The sequence below is a fragment of the Nonomuraea sp. NPDC048881 genome (assembly GCF_040649795.1).
In the GTDB taxonomy this organism is placed as follows: domain Bacteria; phylum Actinomycetota; class Actinomycetes; order Streptosporangiales; family Streptosporangiaceae; genus Nonomuraea.
Genome location: NZ_JBEZGC010000010.1, coordinates 198,043 through 210,541, shown reverse-complemented (window position 1 = coordinate 210,541; position 12,499 = coordinate 198,043). Strand labels below are relative to the sequence as shown.

The following is a 12,499-nucleotide window of genomic DNA, read 5'->3' as shown; positions in this document are numbered from 1 at the left end:
GTCTATGCCAATTGGCTTTCATGCGCCTTCGTCGTTAATGATGACTGGGCCCTGAGAGAGTGGAGGAGTCGCAGTCGTGTCCGTTTCCGTGGAAGTGCCCGCGCCGACGAGCAATCGCGAATTGGTCGCGTGGGTGAACGAGATCGCAGCCCTGACCCAGCCCGACCGGATCGAGTGGTGCGACGGCTCGGAGGAGGAGTGGACGCGCCTGACCAACCTCCTCGTCGAGCAGGGCACGCTCACCCGGCTCGCCGCGCGCCCGAACAGCTTCTACGCCAAGTCCGATCCCAGCGACGTGGCGCGGGTGGAGGACCGTACCTACATCTGCTCGGAGCGCGAGGAGGACGCGGGCCCGACCAACAACTGGATCGCTCCAGCGCAGATGCGCCAGACCTTCTCCGAGCTCTTCGCGGGCTGCATGCGCGGCCGCACGATGTACGTCGTCCCGTTCTGCATGGGCCCGCTCGGCGGCGAGATCTCGCAGCTCGGCGTCGAGATCACCGACTCCGCGTACGTGGCCGTGTCGATGCGGATCATGACGCGCATGGGCGACCGGGCGCTGCGCCTGATCGAGCAGCGCGGCGGCTTCGTCAAGGCCGTCCACTCCGTCGGCGCCCCGCTGCGGCCGGGCCAGTCCGACGTGGCCTGGCCGTGCAGCTCCACCAAGTACATCAGCCACTTCCCCGAGACCCGCGAGATCTGGTCCTACGGCTCGGGCTACGGCGGCAACGCGCTGCTCGGGAAGAAGTGCTACGCGTTGCGCATCGCCAGCGTCATGGCCCGCGACGAGGGCTGGCTGGCCGAGCACATGCTCATTCTCAAGCTCACGCCGCCCGACGGCGAGACCCGTTACGTCGCCGCCGCCTTCCCGAGCGCCTGCGGCAAGACGAACCTGGCCATGCTCCAGCCCACGATCCCGGGCTGGAAGGTCGAGACGATCGGCGACGACATCGCCTGGATGCGCTTCGGCGACGACGGCCGCCTGTACGCCATCAACCCGGAGGCCGGCTTCTTCGGCGTCGCGCCCGGCACCGGCCAGGTGACCAACGCCAACGCCATCAAGACCCTCTGGGGCAACAGCATCTTCACCAACGTCGCCCTGACCGACGACGGGGACGTGTGGTGGGAGGGGCTCACCGAGGAGCCCCCGGCGCACCTGACCGACTGGAAGGGCCGCTCCTGGACGCCCGACAGCGACGAGCCCGCCGCCCACCCGAACGCCCGCTTCACCACACCCGCCTCCCAGTGCCCGACCATCGCACCGGAGTGGCAGGACCCCAAGGGCGTGCCCATCTCGGCGATTCTCTTCGGCGGCCGCCGCGCCACCGCCGTGCCTCTGGTCACGGAGTCGCTGAGCTGGGAGCACGGCGTCTTTCTCGGAGCCAACGTCGCCTCCGAGAAGACCGCCGCGGCCGAGGGCAAGGTGGGCGAGCTGCGCTACGACCCGTTCGCCATGCTGCCGTTCTGCGGCTACAACATGGGCGACTACTTCGGCCACTGGCTCGACATCGGCCGGGTCAAGGGCGCGAAGCTGCCGCGCATCTACTACGTCAACTGGTTCAGGAAGAACGACGAGGGCAAGTTCATCTGGCCCGGCTTCGGCGAGAACAGCCGCGTGCTCAAGTGGATCGTCGACCGCCTCAACGGCGAGGCCAAGGCGAACCCGACGGCGATCGGCCTGCTGCCCGCCGAGCTGGACACCGACGGCCTCGACCTGTCCGAGGAGGACCTGCGCACGCTGCTGTCGGTCGACCGCGACGTGTGGCGCGAGGAGGCGGCCCTGATCCCGGCCCACTTCGAGAAGTTCGGCGACCACCTGCCGAAGAAGCTGTGGGACGAGTACGACGCCCTGCTCGACCGGCTCGGCTGAGCGGGCGCGCGCGGTGCGGCGGTGCTGGCCGTCGCACCGCGCGGGGGCGTGCTGATCGCCCGGAACCTTTATGCCTTGCTTATACGTCTTTCCGGTACGCGGCCCGACGGGCCGCACGAGGGGAGGGCGTATGGATCTGTTCCTTCTCATCCTCGCGGTGGCGCTGGCCGTGGCGGCCGGGGTCACCGTTCTGGCGGTCCGGCGCGAGCACGCCGCCATCCGGGGGGCCGCCGTCGAGCCCCGGCCGCACGATCTCGGCCCCTACGAGCTGGCCTTCCTGGCGGGCGGATCCGGGCGCGTGGCCGACACCGCCGTCGGGCTGCTGGCGGCGTCAGGGGCCGTACGCGTGTCCCGCGACGGACGGGTGCACCGGGTGGCCGGCGCCCGGAGCACCGGCGAGCCGGTCGAGGACGCCGTCCTGGACGAGGTCGAGCGCAACCCCGGCGCGTGGGCGAGCACGATCAGGGAGCGCGTGAGCCAGGGCGAGACCCTGGACGCCCTCAGGTACCGGCTGGGCAGGATCGGCGCGGTTCACCCCACCGGCTCCTTCACCCAGGTGGACCGGCTGATCGTCCGGTTACGGGTGCTGGCGGTGCTGGCGCTCGCCGGGGCGGCCGTGGAGGCGCTGTCGGTGGCCGTCGAGGGCACGTCGCCGCTTCCCCTGGCAGCGCTCGGCGTCCTGGCCGGGACGGTCGTGGGCGCGCCGAGCGCCATCGCCGGACACCGGCGCACGTTCCCCACCGATCTCACCGCTTCCGGGCAGGCCGCGCTCGACCGGGCCAAGCTGGACCACCCGCCGGGCACGTCCAGCGGCCCGGTGGCCGTCGCGCTGTACGGCCTCGGCGAGCTGAACGACGCCAACCTCATCCTCGCGCTCGACGGCCCCCCGGCCCGTACGGTGGCCACCAGACGGCGGCGCGGCGGCGACCAGTCGCACAGCGCCGGCGCGGGCGGTTGCGGCACGGCGGGATGCGGCGGCGGGAGCGGCTGCGGAGGCGGCGGCTGCGGGGGCGGCTGCGGCGGCGGAGGGAGCTGACATGCCGGACCTGCCGGACCTGCCGGACCTTGGGGTGGGCATCGGGTGGCGGCCGGAGCTCGACCTGACGATCGAGCGGATGGCGGGCGTCGGGTTCGTCGAGGTGGTGGCCGAGAACATCGACCCCGGCGACCTGCCCGAGTCGCTGCGCGTGCTGCGGGCCAGGGGCGTGCCGGTGATCCCGCACGGCGTCTCGCTCGGCGTCGGCGGCGCCGAGCCGCCGGACCCGGCCCGGCTCGCCCACCTCGCGGCCTGCGCGCGGGCCCTGGACTCGCCGCTGGTCAGCGAGCACCTGGCGTTCGTCCGCGGGGGCGGCGTGGAGGCGGGGCACCTGCTTCCGGTGCCGCGGACGCGGGAGTCGCTGGAGATCGTCGTGGAGAACGTGCGGCTGGCCCAGGAGGCGCTGCCCGTGCCGCTGGCCCTGGAGAACGTGGCGGCGATCTTCGGCTGGCCGGACGACGAGCTGACCGAGGCCCGCTTCCTGGCCGAGGTCGTGGAGCGTACCGGGGTGGGGCTGCTGGTGGACGTCGCCAACCTGTACGCCGCCCAGGTCAACCTGGGGCTGTCGGCCGTGGACGCGCTGGACGCGCTGCCGCTGGAGCACCTGGCGTACGTGCACGTGGCCGGCGGGCACGAGCACCACGGGATCTGGCACGACACGCACACCGCCGCCGTGCCGCCGGCCGTCCTCGGCCTGCTGACCGAGCTGTGCGCCCGGACCAGCCCGCCCGGGGTGCTGCTGGAGTGGGACGACGACTACCCCGGCGACGCCGCGCTCGCCGGCGAGCTGACCCGCATCCGAGCCGCCATGTCCTCAGTGGAGCAGACCGTGGGCGGGCGCGGTGAGTGATGGGGCGCGGGCGCGGCTGGCGGAGGCGCAGGGGCGGGTCGTCGCGTGCCTGGTGGCCGGGGCGGATCCGCCGGTGGGCTTCGACGCCGGACGGCTGCGCGTGCAGGCGTCCGCGCTGCTCGCCAAACGGCGCGGTGTGGTGGCCAGGCTCCGCCCGGACGCCGCCCGTGCCGCCGGGCCCGCCCTGGCCGCGGAGTTCGCCGCCTACGCGGCGGCCCGTGCCGTCCCGCCGACCGGCTACCGGGCCGACGCCGACGACTTCGCCGCCTGGCTGCGCGCCCGCGGCCTCATGCCGGCCGCGAGGCCGCGCGGGTGGGCTCGCCTGCTCTTCGTGTTCCGCCGTGATCGCCGCTAGGCTTGCTCGTAGCAAGCGCTTGGGAGGCGGTACGGCATGCGCATCGTCAACATGGGCGACTGGCCCCTCGGCGAGCAGGACGAGCAGCTCCACCCGCCGGGCGACGACCCGCTGTGGAACGAGTCCTACTACCTCGACTTCGTCGCCGACGACGGCGAACTGGGCGGATACGTCCGCCTCGGGCTCTACCCCAACTGGAAGCGCACCTGGTTCTGGGCCCGGCTCGTCCGGCGCGGCGGCGGCCCGGTGGAGATCACCGACCACGAGGCCCCGCCGACCGGCCTGACGATCTCCGCCGACGCCTACGAGGCCGACCTGGCCGCGACCGACCCCCTGCGCACCGCGCGGCTGCGCCTGGCCGCCCCCGGCCTGTCGCTCGACCTCGAATGGCACACCCGCGGCGGCGTGTACGGCTACCAGCTCACCCCCCGCTACGAGGTCCCCTGCGAGGTGACCGGGACGGTCGACGGCCGCCCCTTCCACGGCCACGGCGAGCGCGACCACAGCTGGGGCGTCAGGGACTGGTGGTCGCTGTCCTGGACGTGGAGCAGCGGCCGCCTCTCCGACGGCACCCACCTGCACGGCACGCAGGTCAACCTGGGCATGCCGCTGCCGTGGCCGGCGTTCACGGTGCCGCCGGGCGGCGGGATCGAGCACGCGGACGGCTTCGCGGCCGGCACCCGGTTCGACGGCGACCGTCCGGCGCAGACGCTGCTGAGCTTCCCGGGCCGCGCGGTGACCGTGCGGCCGGTCGCGTTCGCCCCCGTGAGGCTGGTCTCGCCCGACGGGGCGGTGGCCGAGTTCCCGAGGGCGCTGTGCGAGCTGGAGTCCGACGACGGCGGCACCGGCTTCGGCTGGACCGAGTGGCACCAGCCGCCGGGCTGGCGTCAGCACGGCTGGCACCCCTTGCTCTGAAATATCGAGACATCCTAGGTTTGGGGGGTGATTGTCGATGCGCACCAGCATTTCTGGGACCTCGAAACCGGCGACTACCCCTGGCTCACCCCCGAGGCGGGCGTGCTCCACCGGACGTACGCGCCGCACGACCTGGCCCCTGAGCTGGCGTGGGCCGGTGTGGACCGGACGGTGCTGGTGCAGGCCGCCGACTCCTGTGCCGAGACCGACGCCCTGCTGGCCCTGGCCGACGCCCACGACTTCGTCGGCGCGGTGGTCGGATGGATCCCGCTGCTGCGCCCGGACGAGGCCGCCGAGGCGATCGCCCGGTACGCCGCCCATCCGAAGTTCCGCGGCGTCCGGCACCTGATCCACGACGAGCCCGACCCCGACTGGCTGGTCCGCGACGAGGTGCTGGAGTCGCTGGGCCTGCTCGCGGCGGCCGGGCTGACGTTCGACGTGGTCTCGCTGCTGCCCAGGCACCTCGACCACGTGGTCACGCTGGCCGGGCGGCACCCGTCCCTGAAGATCGTCATCGACCATCTGTCCAAGCCGCGCATCAGGGACCACGAGTGGGAGCCGTGGGCCGGCGGCCTGGCCCGCGCGTCCCGCTTCCCCAACGTGTACGCCAAGGTCTCGGGCCTGGTCACCGAGGCCGACCACCGGAACTGGACGGTGGAGGACCTGCGGCCGTACGTGGAGCACGCCGTCGAGCTGTTCGGCCCGGACCGGCTGATGGCCGGCAGCGACTGGCCGGTGGCCCTGCAGGCGGCCGACTACCGGACGGTCTGGGAGGTCACCGGCGCGCTGCTCGGCGGAACCGACCGGGACCGGGTGCTCGGGGACACGGCCAGGGGTTTCTACGGGTTTAGCTGACTTGGGGCCGGAAACGGGGAAGGGCGTGGGGGGACTACGCTGTGTCGATGGATCGTACCTGACCGTCACGCCGGTGGCGTGCACGGACACCGTCGGCACGCCGTACGAGATCACCCTTGAGCTCCATCGCGACGGCACGCCGTACGGCAGCGTGGGGGAGCGGTGCGGCTGGCTGCTCGCGCGCCTGGCGCGCGGGGTCGACGAGGCGCGGCAGGGAAGGGGGGCGGCCCGGCGGTGGAACGACCCCGACGACCGCTTCCCCGACGAGGAGCCGGAGAGCGAGCTGTTCTCCTTCCGCTACCGCACCCGCTCGGGGCTGGTGGGCGGCGGCGAGTTGCGCTGCCAGCTGCGCACCATCCCCATCTGGCAGCCCGCGCCGGGCCAGTGGCGGCTGACCCGCAGGGCCTACGTCGAGGCGTGGGGGGCCTCCGGCGTGGGTATGAGGGCCGTCCTGACGTCTGCGGAGTTGTCCGAGTTCGTCCGCGAACTGGTCCATGAAGCCGAGGGGTGTCTCGGCGGAAGAGATCTCGCCAGGAATCCCATTGGGGGAGCAGGCACGGGCGAAACGCGGTGATAATTGCCTGTTGGGTCATTCGACCAAAGGCACAGCACCGCTGGGGAGGCACTCCGTGGGCCTGCGCGACCTGGTCTACCGGCTGTACGAACACAGGCTGGAGACCAAGCTGTCCAAGGACAGCGTTCCCCGGCATGTCGGGGTCATCATCGACGGCAACCGCCGCTGGGCGCGCGCCATGGGCATGCGCGACGTGGCGACCGGCCACCGCAAGGGCGCGGACAAGATATCGGAGCTGCTCGGCTGGTGCCGGGAGACGGGCGTCGAGGTCGTCACCGTCTGGATGTTGTCCAACGACAACCTCAACCGGCCGCGCGAGGAGCTGGAGCCGCTGCTGCGCATCATCGAGGACGTGGTCCAGGAACTCGTGGAGGAGGGCTGGCGGATCAGCCCGGTGGGGGCGCTCGACCTCCTCCCCGACCGCACGGCCAATGTCCTAAAAAATGCAAAAGAAGCGTCATCACACCGTCCGGGCCTGATTGTGAACGTTGCAGTTGGGTATGGAGGAAGACGTGAGATTGCCGATGCGGTGCGCTCACTCCTCCAGGAGCATGCGAGTAAGGGCGCCAGCATCGAGGACCTCGTGGAGGTCCTCGATGTCGAACACATCGCGGAGCATCTCTACACTCGCGGCCAACCCGACCCGGACCTCCTCATCCGTACGTCGGGCGAGCAGCGTCTGTCCGGATTCATGTTGTGGCAGAGCGCTCACTCCGAGTTCTACTTCCACGAGGCTTACTGGCCGGACTTCCGCAGGGTCGATTTCCTGCGGGCGCTGCGCGATTACGCTGCGAGACACCGGCGTTACGGTTCTTGATGCGACATTCGGGTATCCAGGACGTAACGTTGAAAGTGTCCGGCCACAGGCCGGGCATCCCGGAGAGGGCCCGCCTTTGCACCGACATCTGCTGAGGGGGGCCGGAGTCCGGCTCCGCCGGCAGGTTGCGGTCGGGGACGCGGGTCCGGTCCGGTTCCCACCTCGTCTGCAGGGTGCCCGCACCTATGGGCGCCCGGGGGAGAACGTGTGGCAGTGTCCTCGAGCAACCCTACTCACCAGCCGGCCAAGCGCACGTACGTGCTCGACACCTCGGTCCTGCTGGCCGACCCGGCGGCATTGACGCGCTTCGCCGAGCACGACGTCGTCCTTCCCATCGTGGTCATCACGGAGCTGGAAGGTAAGCGGCACCATCCCGAGCTCGGCTACTTCGCGAGGAAGGCCCTGCGCTACCTCGACGACCTGCGGGTTCAGCACGGCAGGCTCGACGAGCCGATGCCGACAGGGGATGGAACGATCAGGGTTGAGCTCAACCACAGCGATCCGTCCATCCTGCCCGTCGGGTTCCGCCTGGGCGACAACGACACGCGCATCCTGACCGTCGCGCGCTCGCTCGCGGCCGAGGGCTGCGACGTCGTGCTGGTCTCCAAAGACCTGCCCATGCGGGTCAAGGCGGCCTCGATCGGCCTGGCGGCCGAGGAGTACCGCGCCGAGCTGGTGGTCGAGTCCGGCTGGACCGGGATGGCCGAGCTGCAGGTGACGGCCGAGGACGTCGAGATCCTCTTCGACAAGGGCGTGGCCGACCTGGAGGAGGGCAGGCAACTGCCCGCGCACACCGGCCTGCGGCTGTTGTCGGCCAAGGGATCGGCGCTCGGCAGGGTGGCGCCGGACAAGTCCGTCCGCCTGGTCCGCGGCGACCGCGAGGTCTTCGGCCTGCACGGCCGCTCGGCCGAGCAGCGCATCGCGCTGGACCTGCTGATGGACCCGGAGATCGGCATCGTCTCGCTGGGCGGCCGGGCCGGCACCGGCAAGTCGGCGCTGGCGCTCTGCGCGGGCCTGGAGGCGGTCCTGGAGCGCCGCCAGCACCGCAAGGTGGTCGTCTTCCGCCCCCTGTACGCCGTCGGCGGCCAGGAGCTCGGCTACCTGCCGGGCACCGAGGGCGAGAAGATGGGCCCGTGGGCGCAGGCGGTCTACGACACGCTCGGCGCGATCACCTCGCCCGAGGTGATCGAGGAGGTGCTCGACCGGGGCATGCTGGAGGTGCTCCCGCTGACGCACATCCGCGGCCGGTCGCTGCACGACGCGTTCGTGATCGTGGACGAGGCCCAGTCGCTGGAGCGCGGGGTGCTGCTCACGGTGCTGAGCCGGATCGGCGCCAACTCCCGGGTGGTGCTCACGCACGACGTCGCCCAGCGCGACAACCTGCGGGTCGGCCGGCACGACGGCGTGGTGGCGGTGGTGGAGAAGCTGAAGGGCCACCCGCTCTTCGCGCACGTCACGCTCACCAGGTCCGAGCGTTCGCCGATCGCCGCCCTGGTGACGGAGATGCTGGAGGACATCACGATGTGAGCCGCGGCGGGCTCACCTGAGCTCGCGGCAGGTGTACGGCCGCCCCTCCGCCTTGGCGGGGCGGCCGTCGTTCTCCCGGACGATCTTCACCTGCTCGAACGCGAAGTCCTGCTGCGCGGTGCAGACGATCTGGGCCTTGCCGAGCCTGCTCAGCGGCCGGTCGCCCTTGAAGTACACGGTCAGCGTGGAGGTGCGCGGGAGCTGCATCTCGTCGCGCTGCACGGGGTCGAGCGAGTCCTTCATGCCGACGTACTCCAGGCCGTGCAGCTCGGTGGTGCGGTCGCCGAGCGGCTGGTCGGAGGCGGCGAAGAGGGCGCCGAGCAGGCTGCCCACGGTGCCGCTCTCGACGTCGGCGGGTTCGAGCGTGAGCTGCTTGTTCCTGATCAGGTAGATGGTCTTCGAGGGCGGCGGGAGCTTGATGGTGGGCGCGGCGCCCTTGGTCTGGACGTCGGTCGGCGAGATGCCGCAGGCCGCCACGGCCAGCAGGGCCGCGGCGGCGACGAGGACCCGGCGCCCGATCATCGGTGCGGTCATGGGTGCGGTCGTCGGTGCCTTCATCGGTGCCTTCATCGGTGCGGCAGCCAGACCGTGAACAGGGTGCCCGGCTGCTGGGCGCGTACGGAGATCGTGCCGCCGTGCAGGTGCACGTTGGCGCGCGCGATGGCCAGGCCGAGGCCGCTGCCCTGGCTGCGGGCCCGGCCCGCGCCCGCCTTGAAGAAGCGGTCGAAGACGTGCGGCAGCGCCTCGGCGGGAATGCCCTTGCCGTGGTCGCGCACCTTCACCTCCAGGCCGTTCTCGGTGCCGCGCGCGGTGACCTCCACCGGGGGCAGGCCGTGCTTGAGCGCGTTGCCGACCAGGTTGGCCACGATGACGTCGAACCTCCTCGGGTCGAGATTGACGGTCAGGCCCTGGGAGGCGGTCACGTCCACCTCGTCGCTCCAGCCGCGCACCTCCAGGCAGTCCAGGATGGCGTCGGCGACGTTCACGGGCTCGACGTTGAGCGTCGCGGTGCCGGCGTCGAACCTGCTGACCTCGATCAGGTGCTCGACCAGCTCGCGCAGGCGCCCGATCTCGCGCAGCACCAGCCGCACGGCCTCCGCGGGCGCGTCGGGCAGCCGGCCGGCCTCCTCCGAGAGCATGTCGGCCACGGCCGTCATGGCGGTGAGCGGCGTGCGCAGCTCGTGCGAGACGTCGGCCACGAACCTGCGGGACATGGCCTCCAGCGAGCGCAGCTCCGACACGCTCAGCTCCAGCGCCGCCGCCGCGTCGTTGAACCTGGCGGTCAGCTCGGCCAGCTCGTCCTGGCCGTGCACCGGCAGGCGGGTGTCCAGCCGGCCCTGGCCGAGCGCCTGCGCCGCCGCGCTGAGCCGCCGTACGGGCAGCAGCACCTGCCGGGCCGACAGCAGCGCCACCACCAGCGCGATCAGCACGATCACCGCGCCGCCCTGGGTGAGCGTGTTGCGCAGCGTCGTGAGCTGGCTCTCCTCGTCGTGCAGCGGGAAGAACACGAACGCGCGCAGCCCGGTGGCCTCGGGGGCGACGCCGGGCTCGAACCGGTGGACCTCGGCGCCGACGATGAGCCACAGCTCGTTGCCGATCACCTTGCGCTGGGTGACGACGTTCTGCTTGGCCCGGCCGTACAGCTCGTTGGGGACGTCCTTCATGGTCATCGGGCCGTCGGCGGACAGCAGGTTGCCGTACTCGACCAGGACGCTGCGGCCGGGACTGGACAGCGTGCGGACGACCTGGTCGAGCTCCTTCATGGACGGCGCCGCCTCGCCCGGCCTGAGCTTGCCCACGGGGAAGGTGATCCGGCCGAGCTCGCGGGTCACCAGGTCGAGGGAGGTGGTCTCGGCCCTGGTCACGAGCGCGGTCTTGGCCAGCTCGAAGCCGATGGTGGCGACCAGCGTCGACGCGGTGACCGCGACGAGGGTGAAGGTGATGACCAGGCGCGCCCGCAGCCCGGTGGGCAGCGGGATCACGGAGGGCTGAACCGGTAGCCGAACCCGCGCACGGTGTGGATGAAGACGGGCTCGGCCGGCCTCGGCTCGATCTTGGCGCGGACGCGCTGGACGCAGGCGTCCACCAGCCGCGAGTCGGCGACGTGCGTGTGGTCCCAGACGACCCGCAGCAGGTAGCGGCGGTTGAGCACCTGGCCGGGATGCCGGACCAGCTCCAGCAGCAGCCGCAGCTCGGTCGGCGTCAGGTGGATCTCCTTGCTGGCCAGCGTGACCTTGAGCGCCCCCCGGTCGATCACGAGGTCGCCGAAGGTGATGCGGTCGGAGGTCGCGGACTCGGCCCTGCGCAGGATGGCCCGGATGCGGGCGTCGAGCACCCGCGGCTCGACCGGCTTGACCACGTAGTCGTCGGCGCCCGCCTCCAGGCCGACCACCACGTCCAGGTCGTCGCCGCGGGCGGTGAGCAGGATGACGGGGAGCTGGTCGAGCTTGCGGATGCGGCGGCAGACCTCGACGCCGTCGATGCCGGGCAGCATGACGTCGAGGATCGCGATCTCGGGGCGGCGGGCGCGGATGTGGTCCAGAGCCTCCTCGCCCGTCGCATAGGACGTGACGGAATGTCCCTGTCGCGTCAACGCCAGCTCCAAGGCTGTGCGGACGGAGGGATCGTCTTCTACAAGGAGGATGCCGGCCACGCGCACATTATTATTCCATGTCCCCTATACCCGGGTTGTGTCATCAAACTGTGACCGGGTGCGGATCAGATCCTGAAGATGGGGCGGAAGCCTGAAAGCGGCCTCCCTTCGGTGCGGGCGCTCGAAGGGAGGCGCCAACCAGCCTGTGACGAAATTCACAATTTTTCGTGAAAAAGGTTGTTACCTGCTGGTTGGCCAAGAGAACGTCAACCGAATCCCGCGTTCCGGTTGCGGACCACCCCCCATGACAGGGCAAGCTCATGGATCGTGAGCCCCGGTCCGCAGTTGAGTGAGCGCCCCCCGAAGGATGACCTTCGCTCGGCGCGCCGCCGGCCTTCGCGTTTCACCCCCAAGCGCATCGCCGTCGCCGTCGTGTCCTTGGTGGTGGTCGTGGGCGGTGGCGGTTACGTCGCCTATCGCGCCGTCGACAACGCCAGCAAGCCGCCGGTCGATCCGTTCACGGCCGAGCAGCTCGGCGCGCTCGCCGGAGGCAACCTGTTCGCCCCCGACCCCGAGACCGACGCGCTGAAGAACGCCGCCGAGCAGGCCTACCGGGCCGACCTGCTCAAGAAGAACCGCGGCGGCACCAAGAAGCTCAACTGGGTCGTGCCCAAGAAGGCGCCGGGCGGCAGCGGCTTCCCGCCCGCCAACTTCCCGCCGGGCAGCAACCCCTCGCCGGGCAGCAACAAGGCCGTCGCCAAGCAGATGCTCGCCGCCAAGGGCTGGGGCGCCGACCAGTGGGGCTGTCTGGAGCTGCTCTGGCAGAAGGAGAGCGGCTGGAACGAGCGGGCCATGAACCGCTACTCCGGCGCGTACGGCATCCCGCAGGCCCTGCCCGGCAGCAAGATGGCCAGCGCGGGCGGCGACTGGCAGACCAATGCCGCCACCCAGATCGCGTGGGGCCTCGGCTACATCAAGGGCCGTTACGGCACGCCGTGTGGCGCGTGGGGGCACTCGCAGTCCACAGGATGGTACTAACAGGTCAAACTCTTCTTCTGTAATCGGCAAGCCGTCTCACCCGATCGTGTATGAGCGGCGCACGCTGGC

General features: G+C 71.3%; 13 protein-coding genes. 10 read left to right on the top strand and 3 right to left on the bottom strand.

The window, feature by feature from the left end; all coding sequences use genetic code 11:
• The first annotated feature begins 76 nt into the window (after positions 1–76).
• From AB0C33_RS32895 to AB0C33_RS32855, 9 genes are all read left to right on the top strand, one after another.
• Positions 77–1,870: a phosphoenolpyruvate carboxykinase (GTP) gene (locus AB0C33_RS32895; protein ID WP_358294479.1), complete on the top strand. Its 1,794-nt coding sequence runs from the start codon at positions 77–79 to the stop codon at positions 1,868–1,870.
• A gap of 130 nt (positions 1,871–2,000) precedes the next feature.
• Positions 2,001–2,906: a TIGR04222 domain-containing membrane protein gene (locus tag AB0C33_RS32890; RefSeq protein WP_358294478.1), complete on the top strand. Its 906-nt coding sequence runs from the start codon at positions 2,001–2,003 to the stop codon at positions 2,904–2,906.
• 1 nt (position 2,907) lies between these two features.
• The gene (locus AB0C33_RS32885) at positions 2,908–3,756 is read left to right on the top strand and encodes a DUF692 domain-containing protein (protein ID WP_358294477.1); all 849 of its coding nucleotides are present in this window, start codon (positions 2,908–2,910) and stop codon (positions 3,754–3,756) included.
• The gene (locus AB0C33_RS32880) at positions 3,749–4,111 is read left to right on the top strand and encodes a hypothetical protein (RefSeq protein ID WP_358294476.1); all 363 of its coding nucleotides are present in this window, start codon (positions 3,749–3,751) and stop codon (positions 4,109–4,111) included. The genes AB0C33_RS32885 and AB0C33_RS32880 overlap by 8 nt, the downstream gene beginning before the upstream one ends.
• Positions 4,112–4,147: 36 nt before the next feature.
• Complete coding sequence (locus AB0C33_RS32875) at positions 4,148–5,026, top strand: hypothetical protein (RefSeq protein WP_358294475.1); 879 nt, start codon at positions 4,148–4,150, stop codon at positions 5,024–5,026.
• A gap of 27 nt (positions 5,027–5,053) precedes the next feature.
• Positions 5,054–5,881 (top strand): amidohydrolase family protein, encoded by an 828-nt coding sequence (locus AB0C33_RS32870; protein ID WP_358294474.1) that lies wholly within the window; start codon positions 5,054–5,056, stop codon positions 5,879–5,881.
• Positions 5,882–5,954: 73 nt separating this feature from the next.
• Positions 5,955–6,455, top strand: coding sequence for a hypothetical protein (locus AB0C33_RS32865; RefSeq protein ID WP_358294473.1), 501 nt, complete (start codon positions 5,955–5,957; stop codon positions 6,453–6,455).
• A 55-nt stretch (positions 6,456–6,510) separates the two neighbouring features.
• Positions 6,511–7,272, top strand: a complete 762-nt coding sequence (locus AB0C33_RS32860; protein ID WP_358294472.1) for an isoprenyl transferase — start codon at positions 6,511–6,513, stop codon at positions 7,270–7,272.
• Between the two features lie 207 nt (positions 7,273–7,479).
• Entirely contained in the window at positions 7,480–8,799 is a 1,320-nt protein-coding gene (locus AB0C33_RS32855; RefSeq protein ID WP_358294471.1) for a PhoH family protein, read from the top strand.
• A gap of 12 nt (positions 8,800–8,811) precedes the next feature.
• Here the strand turns inward: AB0C33_RS32855 and AB0C33_RS32850 are convergent, their stop codons facing one another.
• Genes AB0C33_RS32850 through AB0C33_RS32840 form a run of 3 tightly spaced genes read right to left on the bottom strand, consistent with a single transcriptional unit; the run spans position 8,812 to position 11,452 of the window.
• Entirely contained in the window at positions 8,812–9,333 is a 522-nt protein-coding gene (locus tag AB0C33_RS32850) for a hypothetical protein (RefSeq protein ID WP_358294470.1), read from the bottom strand.
• Positions 9,334–9,365: 32 nt separating this feature from the next.
• On the bottom strand, positions 9,366–10,781 hold the full coding sequence (locus tag AB0C33_RS32845) for a HAMP domain-containing sensor histidine kinase (RefSeq protein WP_358294469.1): 1,416 nt from the start codon (positions 10,779–10,781) through the stop codon (positions 9,366–9,368).
• Complete coding sequence (locus AB0C33_RS32840) at positions 10,778–11,452, bottom strand: response regulator transcription factor (protein ID WP_125636689.1); 675 nt, start codon at positions 11,450–11,452, stop codon at positions 10,778–10,780. The genes AB0C33_RS32845 and AB0C33_RS32840 overlap by 4 nt, the downstream gene beginning before the upstream one ends.
• 378 nt (positions 11,453–11,830) lie before the next feature.
• On the opposite strand from AB0C33_RS32840, the gene AB0C33_RS32835 reads away from it, so the two are divergent.
• Entirely contained in the window at positions 11,831–12,430 is a 600-nt protein-coding gene (locus AB0C33_RS32835) for a lytic transglycosylase domain-containing protein (protein ID WP_358294621.1), read from the top strand.
• The last annotated feature ends 69 nt before the right edge of the window (positions 12,431–12,499 follow it).

Excerpts from the sequence above, each read along its gene's own strand:
- AB0C33_RS32890 (WP_358294478.1), top strand. The coding sequence starts at position 2,001 with ATGGATCTGTTCCTTCTCATCCTCGCGGTGGCGCTGGCCGTGGCGGCC.
- AB0C33_RS32885 (WP_358294477.1), top strand. The coding sequence starts at position 2,908 with ATGCCGGACCTGCCGGACCTGCCGGACCTTGGGGTGGGCATCGGGTGG.
- AB0C33_RS32875 (WP_358294475.1), top strand. The coding sequence starts at position 4,148 with ATGCGCATCGTCAACATGGGCGACTGGCCCCTCGGCGAGCAGGACGAG.
- AB0C33_RS32850 (WP_358294470.1), bottom strand. The coding sequence starts at position 9,333 with ATGACCGCACCGATGATCGGGCGCCGGGTCCTCGTCGCCGCCGCGGCC.